The 15417-nt window shown below is 59.1% G+C and carries 23 protein-coding genes; 1 reads left to right on the top strand and 22 read right to left on the bottom strand.

The window, feature by feature from the left end; translation table 11 throughout:
• Positions 1-43 precede the first annotated feature (43 nt).
• The 3 genes from KQI82_RS15495 to KQI82_RS15485 all read right to left on the bottom strand — a co-directional run bounded on the left by KQI82_RS15495 (position 44) and on the right by KQI82_RS15485 (position 1675).
• Positions 44-1090, bottom strand: coding sequence for an IS30 family transposase (locus KQI82_RS15495; RefSeq protein ID WP_216633572.1), 1047 nt, complete (start codon positions 1088-1090; stop codon positions 44-46).
• A gap of 60 nt (positions 1091-1150) precedes the next feature.
• Positions 1151-1333: an antitoxin gene (locus tag KQI82_RS15490; RefSeq protein WP_216633571.1), complete on the bottom strand. Its 183-nt coding sequence runs from the start codon at positions 1331-1333 to the stop codon at positions 1151-1153.
• A gap of 96 nt (positions 1334-1429) precedes the next feature.
• Positions 1430-1675 (bottom strand): helix-turn-helix domain-containing protein, encoded by a 246-nt coding sequence (locus tag KQI82_RS15485; protein WP_216633570.1) that lies wholly within the window; start codon positions 1673-1675, stop codon positions 1430-1432.
• A gap of 117 nt (positions 1676-1792) precedes the next feature.
• On the opposite strand from KQI82_RS15485, the gene KQI82_RS15480 reads away from it, so the two are divergent.
• Positions 1793-2140, top strand: coding sequence for a hypothetical protein (locus KQI82_RS15480; protein ID WP_021751056.1), 348 nt, complete (start codon positions 1793-1795; stop codon positions 2138-2140).
• A gap of 39 nt (positions 2141-2179) precedes the next feature.
• On the opposite strand, the gene KQI82_RS15475 is transcribed toward KQI82_RS15480, so the two are convergent.
• From KQI82_RS15475 to KQI82_RS15390, 19 genes are all read right to left on the bottom strand, one after another.
• A complete protein-coding gene (locus KQI82_RS15475) occupies positions 2180-2665 on the bottom strand; it encodes an HK97 gp10 family phage protein (protein ID WP_216633569.1) in 486 nt (161 codons plus the stop codon).
• A gap of 2 nt (positions 2666-2667) precedes the next feature.
• Entirely contained in the window at positions 2668-3435 is a 768-nt protein-coding gene (locus KQI82_RS15470; protein WP_216633568.1) for an N-acetylmuramoyl-L-alanine amidase, read from the bottom strand.
• Complete coding sequence (locus KQI82_RS15465; RefSeq protein ID WP_216633567.1) at positions 3368-3832, bottom strand: hypothetical protein; 465 nt, start codon at positions 3830-3832, stop codon at positions 3368-3370. The genes KQI82_RS15470 and KQI82_RS15465 overlap by 68 nt, the downstream gene beginning before the upstream one ends.
• A 4-nt stretch (positions 3833-3836) precedes the next feature.
• Complete coding sequence (locus KQI82_RS15460) at positions 3837-4094, bottom strand: hypothetical protein (protein WP_216633566.1); 258 nt, start codon at positions 4092-4094, stop codon at positions 3837-3839.
• The gene (locus KQI82_RS15455) at positions 4078-4317 is read right to left on the bottom strand and encodes a hypothetical protein (RefSeq protein ID WP_021751061.1); all 240 of its coding nucleotides are present in this window, start codon (positions 4315-4317) and stop codon (positions 4078-4080) included. Before KQI82_RS15455 ends, KQI82_RS15460 begins: the two co-directional genes overlap by 17 nt.
• Positions 4314-4784: a carbohydrate-binding protein gene (locus KQI82_RS15450; RefSeq protein ID WP_216633565.1), complete on the bottom strand. Its 471-nt coding sequence runs from the start codon at positions 4782-4784 to the stop codon at positions 4314-4316. The genes KQI82_RS15455 and KQI82_RS15450 overlap by 4 nt, the downstream gene beginning before the upstream one ends.
• 18 nt (positions 4785-4802) lie before the next feature.
• The gene (locus tag KQI82_RS15445; RefSeq protein WP_216633564.1) at positions 4803-6371 is read right to left on the bottom strand and encodes a DUF6273 domain-containing protein; all 1569 of its coding nucleotides are present in this window, start codon (positions 6369-6371) and stop codon (positions 4803-4805) included.
• Positions 6298-7572: an RNA-directed DNA polymerase gene (locus tag KQI82_RS15440; protein ID WP_216633563.1), complete on the bottom strand. Its 1275-nt coding sequence runs from the start codon at positions 7570-7572 to the stop codon at positions 6298-6300. The genes KQI82_RS15445 and KQI82_RS15440 overlap by 74 nt, the downstream gene beginning before the upstream one ends.
• 150 nt (positions 7573-7722) lie before the next feature.
• A complete protein-coding gene (locus KQI82_RS15975; RefSeq protein WP_478213756.1) occupies positions 7723-7866 on the bottom strand; it encodes a DUF6273 domain-containing protein in 144 nt (47 codons plus the stop codon).
• A gap of 9 nt (positions 7867-7875) precedes the next feature.
• Positions 7876-8253, bottom strand: a complete 378-nt coding sequence (locus tag KQI82_RS15435; protein ID WP_216633562.1) for a four helix bundle protein — start codon at positions 8251-8253, stop codon at positions 7876-7878.
• 34 nt (positions 8254-8287) lie between these two features.
• Positions 8288-8482 (bottom strand): hypothetical protein, encoded by a 195-nt coding sequence (locus KQI82_RS15430; protein WP_216633561.1) that lies wholly within the window; start codon positions 8480-8482, stop codon positions 8288-8290.
• A gap of 68 nt (positions 8483-8550) precedes the next feature.
• Positions 8551-9297 carry a hypothetical protein gene (locus KQI82_RS15425; protein ID WP_216633560.1) on the bottom strand — a complete coding sequence of 249 codons (747 nt, stop codon included), beginning with the start codon at positions 9295-9297 and terminating at the stop codon, positions 8551-8553.
• Between the two features lie 13 nt (positions 9298-9310).
• Positions 9311-9838: a putative phage tail protein gene (locus KQI82_RS15420; protein WP_216633559.1), complete on the bottom strand. Its 528-nt coding sequence runs from the start codon at positions 9836-9838 to the stop codon at positions 9311-9313.
• On the bottom strand, positions 9828-10895 hold the full coding sequence (locus tag KQI82_RS15415) for a baseplate J/gp47 family protein (RefSeq protein WP_241426736.1): 1068 nt from the start codon (positions 10893-10895) through the stop codon (positions 9828-9830). Before KQI82_RS15415 ends, KQI82_RS15420 begins: the two co-directional genes overlap by 11 nt.
• A gap of 4 nt (positions 10896-10899) precedes the next feature.
• On the bottom strand, positions 10900-11325 hold the full coding sequence (locus tag KQI82_RS15410) for a DUF2634 domain-containing protein (protein WP_216633558.1): 426 nt from the start codon (positions 11323-11325) through the stop codon (positions 10900-10902).
• 3 nt (positions 11326-11328) lie between these two features.
• Entirely contained in the window at positions 11329-11733 is a 405-nt protein-coding gene (locus KQI82_RS15405) for a DUF2577 domain-containing protein (protein ID WP_216633557.1), read from the bottom strand.
• Between the two features lies 1 nt (position 11734).
• Positions 11735-12691 carry an XkdQ/YqbQ family protein gene (locus KQI82_RS15400; protein ID WP_216633556.1) on the bottom strand — a complete coding sequence of 319 codons (957 nt, stop codon included), beginning with the start codon at positions 12689-12691 and terminating at the stop codon, positions 11735-11737.
• 1 nt (position 12692) lies between these two features.
• Positions 12693-13349, bottom strand: a complete 657-nt coding sequence (locus tag KQI82_RS15395; protein WP_216633555.1) for a LysM peptidoglycan-binding domain-containing protein — start codon at positions 13347-13349, stop codon at positions 12693-12695.
• Positions 13349-15250 carry a hypothetical protein gene (locus KQI82_RS15390; RefSeq protein ID WP_216633554.1) on the bottom strand — a complete coding sequence of 634 codons (1902 nt, stop codon included), beginning with the start codon at positions 15248-15250 and terminating at the stop codon, positions 13349-13351. Before KQI82_RS15390 ends, KQI82_RS15395 begins: the two co-directional genes overlap by 1 nt.
• Positions 15251-15417 lie beyond the last annotated feature (167 nt).

The following is a 15417-nucleotide window of genomic DNA, read 5'->3' as shown; positions in this document are numbered from 1 at the left end:
TGCGCAAAAGTCAACATATTTTTGCAAAAAAGATAAAAAAGTTTCAGACACAGGCCGCGAAGGCGGTGGAGAAGACAGCGTCAGCAGATAGGAAGCCCAGGATTTCGCGGGGATAGGCGTTCAGCCAGTCTTCGACCTTCTGGATTTCCTGGACGCTGACTTTGCTGAAGTCCGTCCCCTTCGGGAACCAGCGGCGGATCAGGCCGTTCGTGTTTTCGTTGGTCCCGCGCTCCCAGGAAGAATAGGGGTGGCAGTAGTAGACCTTCGTCCGCGGCCCCTTCCGGCGACAGCTTCGTTCCATGCCGTCGACGTCGGCAAACTCGGAACCATTGTCGACGGTTATCGACTTGAAGGTGGCGCGGAAGGCCGGCGATCCCATCTTCCGTTCCAGGCGGTCCAGGGCGCGAACCACGCTGGCGGCGGTGTGATCCTGGACCTTGATGATCAGTTCCTTCCTGGACAGACGTTCAGACAGGACCAGAAGGGCCGGCTTCGTCTTCTTCTTTCCCAGAACGGAGTCCATTTCCCAATGACCGACGGTCGTCCTGGCGTTCACTTCCTCCGGCCGGTGTTCAATGCTGGTTCCGGCGGACGCCCTGGCGCCCTTCTTGTGGGTGCGGGTGTAGCCGCGCTTCTTCTTGCCGTGGCGGGGAAGGTCGCGCATTTCAAGCGACAGGAAGACGCCCTTCCGGATATAGGAATACAGGGTCGACTTACAGATCGACGTTTTGAACTTCAGGCCCTGGACCTGGATTTCACCCAGGACCGCCGCCGGCGAATATCCGTCGCCGGCGATCCGCTGTTCAATATAGGCCGCCAGTTCGTGATCGTTGCCGATCTTCAACTGGGGGCCTTTATTCGTGCCGTTGTACTTCTTGACCGCTTCGGCGACGTCACAGCTATAACGGATTTCCTCCGTCAGGTCGGAATTAGTGTGGACATACTGGCCCCGCTTCAGTTCATAATAGACCGTCCGAAGGCTGACACCCAGGGCGTCGGCGATGGCCTGTTTCGTCATGCCCTGGCGCATATACTTTTCGATGTTCAGGCGGTCTGTCCTGGTCAACTGCTTGAATCTGCGACGCTTCATGGTGTTTTCCTCCGTTCGGTAGAATAAAAGGCCCCGTCCTTTCGGACAGGGCCTTTCCGGTCACGCGTTCGACTTTGCGATCTGGGCGTCGATTGCTTCCTTGATGAAGGCGTTCACGCTCATTCCGGCCGCCGCCGCGGCCTGGGCGATGATCTCCCTGTTTCCCTTCGGGACCGTGATTTCGATTCTATCATACGCCTTCAGGTTATAGCGTTTGTTTGCGGCTGTCTGCGCCTTTGACATTGTGAATCACCTTCCTTCTGGTGCTTATTATATACTACCGGTAGTATATTGTCAAGCAGAAAAAAGCGGCCCTCCGGTTCTGGTCCGGAAGGCCGTTCATTCCTCGTCTTCGATCAGGTTTTCAAAGTCCACACCGAAGACCGCCGCGAAGGCGCGGACTTCGTAGTCCGTGACCAGGCGGTCGCCGGATTCAATCTTACTGACGACGTCCTGTTCCATGATCACGCCCTGGGTCTGCATTTTGGCGGCAAGGGCCGCCTGGGACCACCGTCGCGCCGTCCGAAGACAACGGACGCGATTTCCGCAGATATTCTTCCGGCCGTTGTAGTCGAACTTCTTCACGCCTGATCCTCCCGTTATGGTAATATCCCATATTCTAATTGACTTTAGCATAAGATTCCGATATTCTTATGGTAATATCCCATAACTTCGGGGTAAATATCAAAGGGAGGTTCTGGCATGGGTGCGAAGAACTGGGTCCTGGAGGGCGACTATAAACACAAAGCGGTCATTATGCAAGGCGGGAAGGCGGTTTTGAACGTCGGCCTGATGAAAAATCTGAAGCTGGACAGTTCCACGATCGACCAGATCGAAGTCGTGGACGAAGATTCCCAGAAAAGCATGGGTTCCGCCGTGGCGCGCGGCGCCGCCGGCGCTCTGCTTCTTGGTCCCCTGGGCGTCGTGGCGGCCGCGACCGCGAAGACGAAGGGGGTTCATGTGGTGGCGATTCAGTTCAAGGACGGGAAGCGGTCCCTTCTGGAACTGGACGACACACGGTTCAAGGCGATCAAACTCGCGATGTTCTGAAGAAAAAAACGCCCAGGGGTTCGTCCCCTGGGCGTCTTTCTATTTGAAATGCTTCATGTAGCCACGCTTCTTCAGTTCCTGTTCGAAGCGGCGCTGAAGGCGCGCGTTCTGGGTGCGCTTCGTGGCGTTGACGGCCCGTTCCAGGGTGTAGTGACCAGGAATCAGGGAATGGACGAACATTCCCCCTTGCGGGTCCTTCGGCTGGTAGACGAACGACTTCCCGTCCCAATGTCCAGGGACGAAGTGGCCGCGGAAGCCATATTCCAGGGGCTTCGCATAGTCCAGGTTGTTGAAGACGTCGATCTTGTAGGCCGTCCCGATCCGGATCGCCTTCGAACTGCTGTTGAAGTTCCGGCGATAGTCGCCGGTGTTGATGATGTTTTCTTCGGTGCAAATCTTCCTGGCCTGGTCACGGGCGAAGCGGCCTTCGCCGACGACCAGTTTGTCCATGATCTCCGGTATATCGGCCTGAAGGGCGACCAGGGCCTTCCCGAAGTTCGCCAGTCCGTCCAGCTTCATTCCCATCGTCAGACCTTCTTCGTATAGGACAGGCTGATCCAGCCGGCGCCGGACTTCAGGCGGCCCCAGTTGCCCTTCTGCTCGACGATGGTATAGACGCCGCGGTCCTTGATCTGGCCGGTGACGGCGTAGGTCGTGCCAGGGCCTTTTCGGATATTCAGGACGGACGCCGTGATCCGCACCAGGTAGGGGGTGAAGGTGGCGCCGCTGGGCGTCTGGCTGGGCTTCTTCTCCGGCTCCGCCGGCGCGGCCGCGCCCAGGCGTTCGTTCACCTGGGCCGCGATCTGGGGGTGGAGATTATAGAGATAGTCGCCAGGACAGGCCTTGTTCGCGAACCACCGGTGAACGGTCATGTTCTGCTTGTCCACCTGGCCGATCAGGGACTTGTCGCCCTTCCACAGAAGGGCCTTGATCCCATTCCGGCGGCAAATATCCACCAGAAGGTCGATCAGGGCGGCCAGGGCCTGGTCCGTCACCTTGTAGGGGTGCTTCGTGTCGGACGCGACTTCGATCGTGATCGCGCGGTGGTCGTTGGAGCGGGACGAACTGCACCAGGACCGGTCCTGTTCCTCCACGGACAGGCCGATCGAACCGTCCTTCCCGACGACGTAGTTCGCGGAACACTCGCGGCCGGTGGTGGCGAAGTAGTCACAGCCTTGCTTCGCCGTCCATTGTCCGACAATACAATGAATCGTGATGGTGTCGATCTTATGATTCCTGGGGCTGGTCCGGTTCGGGCTGATCCTGGAATACGTCACTAACGGGCTGTTGCTCATGCTCTTTTTCCTCCTTTGCGGGTACGGTGTCCGCCGGCGTGTTCAGGATCGCGACGAACTTTGTGAAGGCTTCCTTGATATACTTACAGGCGACCAGAAGGACCGCGCCGACGATGATCAAATCGGCGAACAGTTCCGCGTATTCGTCAGGAATCGTCCAGCCGACTTCCGTCGCGAAGATCGGAAGGGTGGTGATCGCGATACACAGAAGGGTCAGTCCGACGATGAACGTCAGCGCCTTCAGGCCGCCGGTCGCCAGCTTTTCGCGGCTGAAGGGTTCACAGTTGATCTTGATGTTGTACCACAGGGAGAACACGACGTTCGCCAGGTAGGCACACAGGAAGATCGCCATAGCATAGCCGATCTTGATCAGGTTTCCGATGATGATTTCAAACATGGGTTCATTCCTCCTTGTCGACCAGGTCGCCGTATTGCCGGCGAAGTTTGATCCTGTTTTCAGTTTTTGCCTTGCTGTAATAGAATCCGGTCGCCGTGGCGGCTTCCCCGAAGATGGCCGGTATCAGGTACGCCAGGGCTTCCGTGTTGCTGGTTCTCCACACCATGACACAGGTGAAGACCGTCACGGCGATCGTGACGGCCCCCACGGTGCAAACGATGATTTTGGAGAACTCGCGGCGGGGTTTACTGTGCCTTTTCAAGGTCTTCGATCCGGTGGTTCGCGACCTTGATCCGCTCTTCGATAAGGGCGGCCTGTTCTTCCAGCTTGAAGGTCCGTTCGATCACAGAATTATGCTTGTCGACCTTCTCTTCCAGCTTATCCAGGCGATAGGCAATCAGGGCGGAACTTTTCCGGTTCGCCAGGTAGGCACCGGCCAACGTGCCGACCATAGAAAGAACGGCGATGATGATCCCTTCGGTCATGCCGTCACCTCCGTCCAACCGTAGACGCCAGGTTCCCAGACGTTCGACGCGACGTCGGACGTCCAGTGCTTCCCGTTATGGGACACCTTCGCGCCGGCGTTATAGGCGTCATGGGCGCCGACCGGCTGGGACCATTCCGGCCATTCCTCCGTCGGGTCGCCGATCTTCGACCACAGGGACGCGGCGGCCGCGGGGGTCCAGTCGGCTTGCGAAGTGTGGTCCTGGTTGCACCGGTACAGGTCGGAACCGTAGCGGCGGATATTGCCCTTTTTGTAGGCGATCGGGTAGGCCCAGGGGGCGAACTGCTCGACGTTCTCCGTGGCGGTGACGTCGTCGATCTGGCCGCCCTCCGCCAGGACCACGAAGGCGATGGACGCCGCCGCGATCTGGGTGACGGGGTTGTTCTTTTCCTGTTCCTGGGCTTCCTTCATGCTGACGGTTTCGCAGTCGTGCGAGTTGAAAGACATTTTGCTTCCCTCCTTTCATCAGGCGAAACGGATCGTCGCCTGGGTGATCTCGATTTCCTCCGTTCCCTTCAGCAGATAGAACCGATAGCCCAGGCCATAGCCATTTGCGACGGTGCTGTTCGCGAAGGTGTGGACCAGGCGGTTCGCCTTCTCCGTGATGTCCTCCCAGACGGGGTTCGTGTCGAACGGGTTGTTCGTCACTTCCAGGTGGAGCGTGGAACCGGCCGGACGGTCGGACGGGTACAGGGAAACGAAGACCTTCGTGACCTTCGCGTCGGTGTTGAAGGCGCGGGCCGCGGCGATCCTGGTGACGGTTCGGCTAAAGGTGATGTTCCGGACAGCCGTTCCGCCGGCACCGTCGGACGCGGTGATCTTCAGGACGTGGGTCCCCGCGATCAACCTGATCCAGACGGACGACAGGTCGGCGGTGTTCTGGGCGCCGGCCATGGCCGTGTAGGTGCGAAGGGTGATCGTTTCGGCGCCGTTGGTCAGGGTTTCCGTCACGGTCAGGGCCTGGGTGGCGGACTGGGCGTCGGTGACGGTGTATTTGTAGGTGAAGGGGTCTGTCTTCGCGCCCATGTTCTGGTCGGAACCGCTGATCACGGGCGGGGTGTTGTAGGAAATGGCCTTTCCGGAACCGGTGCAATACGCCGATTCATTCCCGACCGCGTCAACGGCCTTCACGCGCGCGTAGTAGGTTGTTCCGCTGGACGGGACCGTGTCCTGGATCGTCTTCGCGGTGGTGATCCCGATCTGGGTCCAGACGCCGGAATCCACCTTCCGTTCCCAGACGTAGGAAATGGCGTCGCCCTCCGGATCGGTCGATCCGCCGGTCGACAGGGTCAGGTTCTGTCCCGCCTGGGGGGTGCCGTAGGTAATGGAAGACGGGGCTGTGGGCGGCTGGTTCCACAGAAGGATATAAGCGCCGTCTGTGTCGGTTGTATCGGATACCAGATTCGAAGATGCCAAATACAAAGCCGGCCGGACGCCGCGGTAGCCGTTGTACGCGATGTTGTAGTTCAGACTGCCGACCGTGTTGACAAAGCGCGCGTCGCCCGCGTAGCCGGCGAACGGGGTTCTTAACCACCACCACCAATATTGAGAAGCGGACAGGCCGGAATTGGTGTAGGTGGACTTGCTGACGGCTTCCGCCGTGGGGTAGCACTGGCGGCGCGACGCGGAATTGAAGTAGGACCACAGGGTCCCTTCGGCCACGCTGTTTTCGTTGGACAGGCCGACTTCGGTGTTCGACAGCAGAAAGACCTTCCGAACGATGTCTTCGTAGCCGCCGCCGTCGGTGACGGTGTTCTTCGCGACGCGGATCGTGGAATCCAGGATCGCGTTTCTGAAGTCGGCTTCGAAGTTTGCCAGGAAGCCGGCTTCGCTGTCGTAGGGGTTGTAGTTGTTCCAGCAGTTGGCGGACGTGGGCGGGGCGTCGGCGCTGTGCTGGGCGGAATACCAGGCGGAAGCCGCGCTGTTCAGCCACTGGTCGATGTTCGAAACGGAATAACGGTTATTGCCGTAGTTCCGGCGGTCGCTGTTGCTGTTGCCGGACTCCTTCGCGTCGAAGCATTTCAGGCTGATCATCTTTTCCGTCACCAGGCCCGTTCGGCCCTGGGACGTGTCCTGTGTGCCGACGATCCACCTGATCGCCTGTCCGTTGTACTTTGTGTTCGCCGACTTGACGACGCTTCCAACGGGCAAAGCGGATAGAGATTTCGCCATAGGGTTTTCCCTCCATTTCTTTCCTGAACAGGTTGAAGAACAGGTCGTCGATCTCGCTGATCAGGTGATAACTGTTGCCGTGTTCGGCGTGGCCGGTCCAGGAATTATAAGACTGAAGGACCGTGTCGAAGTCGACACGGCCTTCGTCTACCAGGTGGCGGAACTTCGTGATCTTCCGCCTGATCCGGTTCTTGCTCTCACGGCGTACCTTCCGGACGACCTTTCCGCTGTCCGTCAGGTAGGTCCGAAAGCCCAGGAAGTCGATCCCCTGGGATAACGGGAATATGGCCGTCTTCTGGTTCAGTTCCAGGCCCAGGGGGACCAGGAACCGGCGGATTTCTTCAAGGCAGAACTGCAAATAGGCCCTGTCCTCATGTATCAAATAGAAGTCGTCCATGTAGCGGCCATAATACTTGATTCCCAGACGTTCCTTGATCATGTGGTCCATGTCGGACAGGTAGAGGATCGCGAACCATTGTGAAGTGTGGTTCCCGATCGGAATCCCTGGTCCCTCCGTGGAGTCGATGATCATGTCCAGAAGCCACAGGACGTCGCGGTCCTTGATCAGCCGGCGAAGCTGGGTCTTCAGAACGTCGTGATTGATCCGATAGAAATACTTGCGGACGTCGCACTTCAGCACCCAGCCGCCGGCGCCGTTCTTGCGGTAGTAGGCCGCCATGAACGCCTTCAGTCGGTCAAGTCCGAAGTGGGTCCCTTTGCCCTTCTGACTCGCGTAGTTGTCATAGATGAATGTCTTCGAAAGAAGCGGTTCAAGGACCTGTTCACATAAACAATGCTGAACGATCTTGTCGCGGAAGCTGTTATACATGATCAGCCGTTCTTTCGGTTCATGCACGAAGAAGCAGTTGTACGGGGACAGGCGGTATTTGTGGCGCTGAAGCATGACCTGAATGAACAGAAGGTTTTCCAGGACGTTCGCTTCATACTTGCACACGGAATACTTCCACCGTTTCCCTTTGCGCGCTTCTGTAAACGATTGATATAAATTGTTGAAGTCCGTCACGGACGCGAAGTCATGGGCGGGCGTTCCCTGATCCTTCATAAAGAAAAATCCTCCTTGACGCTGATAGTCCGGCCGTCGCTGTTGAAGGCCTTTCGTCGTCAATCATGTATTTACCGAAGGGACTGTCGCGGCCCTTCGGAAGGAAACGATCTCCTTTGTTGGTGATACTCTGTTTTCAGGCTTTCCGCCCTAATCAGTCCCGTTTTCCACCAAATCCGGCCGGACGCCGTTGTTGCCGTTGTACGCGTTGTTGTTGTTCAGACTGCCGTCCGTGTTGACATTGCGCGCGTTGTTCGCGTTGCCGGCGTTCGGGGTGACAGATCGTTCCCTAATGATTTATGATCAGCCTTCAGGGATCGGGCCGGCCGGCTCGACGGGGATTCCCGTCTTCCGTTCGGCGTCGTACCATTTGGCGGTCATACATTTCACGTCGACCGTCAGCTTCGTCCAGTAGTCGAAGGTCCCGCTGTCGATATAGCCGCGGTCCTTCGAAAGCTGGATCATGTGCAAAAGTTTCTTGCACTCCGTCAGCACGGCGCGCTGAAGTTTCAGGCGGTCGGCCTTGTCCTGGTCGTCCATTATGGGGAAGATTTCGTTCGCTTCGACCAGGTAGTCATAGATCGCCAGGGCGTGGCCCTGGATTTTATTCGTCACGGAAAATCTGATCTTCTTCGGAAAACGCTTCGGGTTGTCGGTCGTCGACAAGGTGAAGCCGATCATTTTGTCCGCAACGGGCAGTATATGAAGCGGACTTTCACCCTTGCTGGGCTGGCTCCGCTGGTAGTTTCTTCGCGATCCCATTGATACACCTTCGATTCCGGATATTCTCGACCACAGCGGCGTCGCCGGTAAAGTCGAAGCCGTAGTCCCGAAGGACCACGGCTTCTTCCGTGCCGGCGTAGGTCATGCCGCAAAGAACCACGCTGTCGCCCTCACAGAAGCCGCACACGGGACGAAGTTCCGTGAACAGGTTCGATATAAGGCAAGAGGTTTCCGACGGCGTGGCGGCGATCCTGGTCACAGATACAGGCGGTTCCTTGTCTGGTCCAGAATCCCTTCGGGAACTCCGGTCCCGTCATAGCCCTTCCAGTAGGAAAGCTGCGCGGGGGCGAAGGTGTGGGTCACGGTGGTTCCGGTGAAGCCGGTGTTCAACTGCTCCTTGATCGCTTCGATGTCGCTGTCCTGGCGGCGCTGGACCTGTTCCGTGTTCTCTCCGGTGGTTTCGGTGACGGTGTCCGCGCCCTGGGTGTGGACCAGGGGCGCCGCGTAGGTGGTCATTTGCTCACGGGTGACATAGGAACCAGGGGCCACCTGTACGGACACGGACGCGGCTTCCTGGTTCGTCACGAAGACGGCCAGGTCGTGGATATGGACGGTGTCGGCGTCTTCCTCGAAGGACGTCGCCGGAAGGACGTTGTCGCTGTCGTCGCCGTCCAGCCAGCCATAGCAGAACATGACTTCCGTGTTGTCGATGGTGTTCCCGTAGACGGAGACTTCCCTGATCCAGACAGGGGCGTCCAGGGCTTCGTTCGTCACCTGGACGGGGATTCGCATGATCGCGGGGTCGCCCTCGACCAGGTCCTTTTCGCCCAGGCTCACGGCGACGTTCTCCGGCGTCACCAGGTCCGCCAGGGTGTTCGGGCTGACGGTGGCGACGCCGCTTCCGGCCGCCGCGCGGGTCAGGATCAGCGGCTTTCCGGCCGCGATCAGGGCAGTCAGGGCCGCCGCTCCGGCGTCCGTGACGATAGACTTAAATCTTGCCATGTGGTTTTCCTCCTTATGTGGCCGGTGTGTAGACGTGCCGGTTCATCGTGACCATAGCGGAACAGGCCGCCGTCTGGGCCGGTTCGTCCGCCTGGGGAATGTCCGCCTTCAGCCGAAGGACCAGGTTCGCGGGGATCATCTGGCCCAGGGTGGCGATCAGGGCGTCCCGCTGGGAATAGCCTTCCAGGCGGATTCGAATGAACAGGTCATAGGCGTTTTCGTCCAGGGTGACGGTGAAGTCGTCCGTGATGGTCTTCAGGTACTTCAGAAGGGTCCTGTATGTATAGGGAAGCTGGTCAAGGTATTTGATCAGAATCCGTTCGCGGCGCGCTTCCAGGGTGTCCCCGTCGGCCGCGTGAAGGCCCATGATAGCTTCCCAGCGTTGACACCCATATTCGGATAGGGTCGCCAGGAAGAAGTCGTCAGCGGCCGTCCTGACGTCGTCCAGGGCCGTTTCGAACTCCGGCTGTTCCGCGTTGGCGATCCGCTGGAACTCGACCAAGTCCTGAAGACAGCGCGGCCAGTAGTCTTTAAGTTTCATTCGTGATCCCTCCCATGACGGGGATCGCGTCGGACGCCAGGACGATATTCTGGGTTCCGCCGTTGATCGTCGTCCCCGTGATGTCGATCACGCCGTCCACGGACAGGACCTTCGTTTCCACCTGGGACACGCGGACGGTGATCCCCGACTGGTTCGCCCAGTCTTTCGCCAGGGCCACGAAGTAGTCCTGGATCGCCTTCGTGACGGCGGTCTTCACGGTGTCCCAGGTGTAGCCGGTGGCGAAGGTCAGCTTGAAGGACACGCTGATCGCCGTTCCGGTGACGCCGACGACGGTGACGACATGGCCGATCGGCGCGATCCCGACGCCTTCGCCCTGGTTCTGGGTGGGGTCGACGGCGGTCTGGACGGTGTCGACCAGGGTCGAAGACGGGACGCCCCAGTCGCTGTTCACGAAGACGATCTTCACGGTCCCGCCGCCGTTCCAGACAGGGAACACCTTCACGGCGCCCACGCCATGAAGCAGTTCGACCTTCGTCCGGTAGTCGGCGATATTGCCGCCGTATGCCTGGGATTCCAGGCTTTCCTTGTATCGGGCCAGAAGGTCGGCGTCGCTCTCTTCGTCTTCGCCGTTGATCAGAATGTCGGCCAGACGCGCCGCGCCCAGGCCTTCCACATAGTCGATCGGGAAAAGGTTCCCCTGGTACTGGTTGCCGGCGGCTCCGGCCGTTTCACACAGAAGTTTGAACTGGCCGGTGGCGATCTTCTCTGTCACGACGTAGTTCAGGGCGTCGCCGGAATAGCGGGAACCGATCGGGACGTCCATCGCCCCGCCGTCCCCGTCCTCGAAGTAGCCCTTCCGGACCGCGGCCGTGGCCGGCGTTCGGAAGACGCTTCGTTCCTGACACTTCAGGGTCAGGTCGTCGCCTTCCTCCGTATCGGGGAAGGCACGGTCCAGAAGATAGGCAAGTTCGATATACATGATCGCCAGTTCGGCGGCCGCCGGCGCGATCGCGTCGTAGACGACCGAACCTTCCCGCTTGTCGATGGACGCGGCCACGCGGGAAAGGCACCGGTCCATGATGTTTTCGAAGGTCATGTTCTCATACAGCATTGTCGCCGACCTCTCTTTCGATAGGGATTTCGCCGAAGATGGTTTCGGCGGTGAACTTCACGGACGCCGTCCGCTTGTCGATCTGGGTGACTTCGAAGTCGGTGACGTCGGTGATCCGGCTGTCTGCCAGAAGGGCTTCGGTGATCACGCGCTTGATTTCACTTTCAAACACCTGATAGCTTTTTCCGACGACTGCGTCCAGTTCAATTCCATAGTTCCAGGAATAGATCAGGTAGGCGAACCGCTCCGTCTGAAGGATTTTATAGATCGCTTGCTTCATGGCTTCCGTTTCATCGCAGAAGCCGCCGACACGGCCGGCGCCGAAGTCGATCTTGTAGGTCCGCGAAGGGGCTTCGGCGGCGGTCTGGACTTCCAGGTCTTCGCCGATCTTCACGGTGGTCGCGTTTGGAATCATAGGTCATACCCTCCCCAGGACAAGAAAGGCCTGTCCGCCCTGGTTTCGAAGAAGGATCACCTTGTCGCCGACGGCCAGTCCGTAATAGTATTCCGACGTTTTGTCGGTGTTGGTTTGGTAGTTGTTCTTCAGGACGTAGGAATGGGAAGCGAAGGCCGCTTCGCCGCTCCCGCCGCCCTTCTCTTCGGTGGAAGGGCCGCCCTTCATGCCGGTGTGGTAGTGCGTTGGATAGTAGCCGGCCTGAAGTTCCTTCGGAACGACGATCGCTTCGCCGGATATGTCGAAGCGGTTATCCACGCGGATCGTCAGGGGCGACGTCTTCGTCACCTTCCCGAAGAACCAGGCCGTCGGCGCGCCGGCGGCGTTGGTGTTCTCCGCGACTTTCTTCATCGTGTCTAAAAGGCCCATGTCACACCACCTTCAATTTCAGGGTCATTGTTTCCTTCAACAGGTCATGCGTGGCTTCCTCGATCAGGAAGAAGGACTTCACGCCCACGGCGCCAATCCCGATATACAGGACGCGGCCGGCACGGACGGACAGGTCCGCGATCGCGTTCAGGCTGAAGGACCGCGACGGCCGGTTGTAAAGTTCCAGCATTTTCGCGCCCCGCTCCTTGATCTGGGCTTCGTTCATGCTTTCGTCGACCGTTTCATAGTCCTGAAGGATTCCCCACAGGGTCATGTTCTTCGAATCCTGGTAGATGTAGACGTCGCGCTTGCCGGTGGTCTTATTGTCCTTGACCAGCTTGATTTTGTTGTAGGTGTCGGAGTCTATGTCCTGGTCGTAGGTGTAGCCGGTGGCAAGGCTCCCGTCGCCCACGAACAGGTCCAGCTTCGCCGTTTCGACGTCCGTGATCGCCAGGGAACCGAAGTCGTCCCACAGGACGAACATTTTCCCCGTGTTGATCAGGGTCAGGTCGATCGCCTTCAGGGCGATGTCGAAAAGCGTCTGGCCGTCCTCGATCATGGAGGGGATCGCGTAGCCGGTGTTCGCCAGGGTGCCGGTCTTTAGCTTGAAGTCTTCGGCGATCTGCTTCACGATCTGGTCGGCGCGCTTGCCGGTGAAGACATAGGTTTCCTTGTTCTTCTTCAAATACCAGGTCTGATCGTAGGCCGTGATCTGGACCTGGTCCTTTTCGCTCTGGCTGATCTTCACGACATAGCCATAGAAAAGGCCCGTGGAACCGTTCTTCAGGACCAGAATCCCGCCAGGGTTCCACACCACGGCGCCGTCGACGATCGCGGTCACGGTCAGGGAAGCGGGGGAACCGGACCTTTTTGTCGTCCACTTTGCCGCCGTGATCAGCGTCGTCACGTCATGCGCGGCGCCGGTCACGTTGTTCTGGTAAAGAATAGAGATAGCCATATCAGGGGATCGTGAACGTCTGTCCAGGGTAGATCAGGTTCGGATTTTTCCCGATCGTCCCCTTGTTGGCGTTGTAGATTTTCGTGTAGTCCGCCCCGTTGCCGTACAGCGCCTTCGCGATGTTCCACAGGCAATCCCCAGACTTCACGGTGTAGGTTTTCGGTTTGCTGGCCGGCTGGCCGGCCCTGGTCGGTTCCTGGGCCTTTGCCGGCTCCGACTTCTGGGCGGGAAGGGTGATCCGCTTCGCGGAATAGTCCCGCCATTCATACAGCTTGATCGAATAGTAGAAGTCCCCCAGTTCGCCGGACCGCTCTTCGTACTCGAAGGACTCCACGCCCATTTTGACGTTCATGTCCAGGTCCGTTCCGGTGATCAGGAAGCGAAGGGGCGTCCGGCTGTCCCTGGCGGACTGGATTGCCTGAATAATGGCGGTCGGGTTCCGGACCTGGCCCGTGGTATAGGGGGCGCTGGACTTCGGGAAGAAGCTGTCCCATTCGATAGTCCGAAGCCCCTTCTTCCGAAGAATCAGGACTTCGCCCAGTTCAAGGACGGTCGTCCGCTCGTTCTTGCCAGGGGAAGACACCTTCAGGGAAGCGGGAAGGACGGGAATGTTGATTTCCCGCCCCCCCGCGATCAGGGTCATTCTGTATCGGCTCATTAGTTATACACTCCTTCCGCGGCGGCGATGAACTCACCTTCCAGCTTCCGTTCGATCGCGCTGACGACGTCGTCCAGGTCCACACGTTCGCTGATCTGGGCGTCCATCGCGACGGTCGGGGTCAGGGTGACGAAGTTCTGGACATAGCGCATTTCAGCCACGTCGCGAAGGAACTTCAGGTCTTCGTCGGCGATATTGACGTCGCTGTCAATCTTGCCGACGGAACCGACGCTGTCCAGGTCCCCGCCGTTGATCGCGCCGGTGGCGCGGGACACGTCCCAGGAAGAAGTCAGGCTGTCCAGCTTGCCGGTGATCTGGGAAAGGTTGTTCGCGATCCCCTTCGCGCCGGTGGACCAGGCGGCCGCCGTGCTGGCCGTGTCGATCTTCTCCATACGGTCGTAGCGGACGGCGTTTTCTCCATAACTGGCTTCGATCTTCGCCTGAAGGCCGCTTCGCCAGTTGCCGACGGCGTCCGACAGGCTCGAACCGAAGACCGCGTCGATCGCGTTCGCTATGGTTTCCAGGACGCCCAGGACGGAATCCGCCAGTCCCAGGAACAGGCGTTCAATGGAACCGATCGGATCAACGAAGACGTTCGCGAAGAACTCCGCAAATGTGGCGATGAAGTTCCAAATGTCGGCGATCAGGTTGTAGCCGAAGGCATACAGGCCGCCCAGAAGGCCGCCCACGAAGCCCACGACGTCTTCAATGGTGACGCCGGCGTCCATCGCGGCGGAGATCAGAAGGGCGACCAGGGCGATCATCATAATAAGCGGCGCATTTGCAAGCGCCCAGGCCGCGGCCTGGGCCAGGACAGGCGCCACGGTAGCCCACAGGCGGGAGATCATGGCCGGAAGAAGAACGATCGCGATCGCCGTCAGGATTGCGGACACAGTAGGCCAGTTGTCGACGACCGTCTGGACGATCCAGGACACGCCGTTCGTGACCAGGCCCAGAAGGCCCATGACCACGTTCAGGGTGACACAGACCGCGTCGATCGCGCTGGTGCCGGACAGGGTGTCCAGAAGGCCGTTCACGGCCGTCAGAAGGCGAATGACGCCGCCGACCAGCTTCTGGCCGGCCACTTCATAGAGATCGCCGACCTTGTTTTTGAACTGCTCGATCTTGCCGGCGGGGGTGTTGGCGTAGGACTCGGCCAGTCCCTTCCAGGACTGATTGATCACGTCGTTGATCACAGCGACCTTTTCCATGTCGGTTCCGGTTTCTATGATCTTCTGCTGGGCTTCGGATAACTCGAAGCCCTTCTTCTTCAGACCGTCATAGGTGCCATCTAAGGCCTTGCCAAGCTGGGTCGCGTATTCGACCATCTGGGCCGTGTCGGCGGCTGGACCGCCCATTCCGGCGGCGTAGTTGGTCAGGGTCCCCATGACTTCCGAAAGGGCCTTCGGGTCCTTCAGGTAGGTTCCCAGTTCTGCCGCGCCGGCGATCAGGGCTTCGTCGCCGAAGGTCGTCGTCCCCTGAAGGCCGGACGCGCGCTTCCGGATCGCGTCGAAGGCCGTCTGGTCCATGCCGGCGTTCTTCATAACGACGCCCAGTTGGACTTCGGCGTTGTATTGTGTACTGAAATAGTCAAGGGCCTTTTCAATCTGCCCTTTGATCGCGGCGACCGAAAAGGCCGCCAGGGCTTTCTTGATCAGGCCTTCTGTTCGGGACCAGGCGTCGGAGACTTCTTCCGCCCCGTTGCCGGCGTCCCTCTGCCTGTTGATAAAGGCGTCCAGGCGCTTTCTGGCGCGGTCGATCAAAGACGCGCTGTTTTCCAGGGTCCGGCCAGGGTTCACGGCCTGGGTGGCCTTGTCCGCGGACCTGGCGGCGCGCTCCATCTTCTGAAAGGCGGACGTGATCCGCTTCAGCTTTGCGGACATACCGTCGCGGATCGTCATAGGTGTCGAAACACCAGGCACGGTTCTTCACCGTCCTTTCTTCCCCCGCCGCGCCGCGGCCCGTTTCTGTTCCTTCTTCTCCTTCTCGACCTGAAGGTCGATGGAAGCATAAATGAAGGCCCGTTCCCGAAGGGGAAGGGCCATCAGCGCGCCAGGGAGGATTTTCA

Source organism: Dysosmobacter acutus, from assembly GCF_018919205.1.
GTDB lineage: Bacteria > Bacillota > Clostridia > Oscillospirales > Oscillospiraceae > Oscillibacter > Oscillibacter acutus.
Note: the sequence above shows the minus strand (reverse complement) of the source record. Positions and strands in the feature narration are given on the sequence as shown.

Excerpts from the sequence above, each read along its gene's own strand:
- KQI82_RS15495 (WP_216633572.1), bottom strand. The coding sequence starts at position 1,090 with ATGAAGCGTCGCAGATTCAAGCAGTTGACCAGGACAGACCGCCTGAAC.
- KQI82_RS15490 (WP_216633571.1), bottom strand. The coding sequence starts at position 1,333 with ATGTCAAAGGCGCAGACAGCCGCAAACAAACGCTATAACCTGAAGGCG.
- KQI82_RS15480 (WP_021751056.1), top strand. The coding sequence starts at position 1,793 with ATGGGTGCGAAGAACTGGGTCCTGGAGGGCGACTATAAACACAAAGCG.
- KQI82_RS15475 (WP_216633569.1), bottom strand. The coding sequence starts at position 2,665 with ATGGGAATGAAGCTGGACGGACTGGCGAACTTCGGGAAGGCCCTGGTC.
- KQI82_RS15470 (WP_216633568.1), bottom strand. The coding sequence starts at position 3,435 with ATGAGCAACAGCCCGTTAGTGACGTATTCCAGGATCAGCCCGAACCGG.
- KQI82_RS15465 (WP_216633567.1), bottom strand. The coding sequence starts at position 3,832 with ATGTTTGAAATCATCATCGGAAACCTGATCAAGATCGGCTATGCTATG.
- KQI82_RS15455 (WP_021751061.1), bottom strand. The coding sequence starts at position 4,317 with ATGACCGAAGGGATCATCATCGCCGTTCTTTCTATGGTCGGCACGTTG.
- KQI82_RS15450 (WP_216633565.1), bottom strand. The coding sequence starts at position 4,784 with ATGTCTTTCAACTCGCACGACTGCGAAACCGTCAGCATGAAGGAAGCC.
- KQI82_RS15445 (WP_216633564.1), bottom strand. The coding sequence starts at position 6,371 with ATGATCAGCCTGAAATGCTTCGACGCGAAGGAGTCCGGCAACAGCAAC.
- KQI82_RS15440 (WP_216633563.1), bottom strand. The coding sequence starts at position 7,572 with ATGAAGGATCAGGGAACGCCCGCCCATGACTTCGCGTCCGTGACGGAC.
- KQI82_RS15435 (WP_216633562.1), bottom strand. The coding sequence starts at position 8,253 with ATGATCGGCTTCACCTTGTCGACGACCGACAACCCGAAGCGTTTTCCG.
- KQI82_RS15425 (WP_216633560.1), bottom strand. The coding sequence starts at position 9,297 with ATGGCAAGATTTAAGTCTATCGTCACGGACGCCGGAGCGGCGGCCCTG.
- KQI82_RS15420 (WP_216633559.1), bottom strand. The coding sequence starts at position 9,838 with ATGAAACTTAAAGACTACTGGCCGCGCTGTCTTCAGGACTTGGTCGAG.
- KQI82_RS15415 (WP_241426736.1), bottom strand. The coding sequence starts at position 10,895 with ATGACCTTCGAAAACATCATGGACCGGTGCCTTTCCCGCGTGGCCGCG.
- KQI82_RS15410 (WP_216633558.1), bottom strand. The coding sequence starts at position 11,325 with ATGATTCCAAACGCGACCACCGTGAAGATCGGCGAAGACCTGGAAGTC.
- KQI82_RS15405 (WP_216633557.1), bottom strand. The coding sequence starts at position 11,733 with ATGGGCCTTTTAGACACGATGAAGAAAGTCGCGGAGAACACCAACGCC.
- KQI82_RS15400 (WP_216633556.1), bottom strand. The coding sequence starts at position 12,691 with ATGGCTATCTCTATTCTTTACCAGAACAACGTGACCGGCGCCGCGCAT.
- KQI82_RS15395 (WP_216633555.1), bottom strand. The coding sequence starts at position 13,349 with ATGAGCCGATACAGAATGACCCTGATCGCGGGGGGGCGGGAAATCAAC.
- KQI82_RS15390 (WP_216633554.1), bottom strand. The coding sequence starts at position 15,250 with ATGACGATCCGCGACGGTATGTCCGCAAAGCTGAAGCGGATCACGTCC.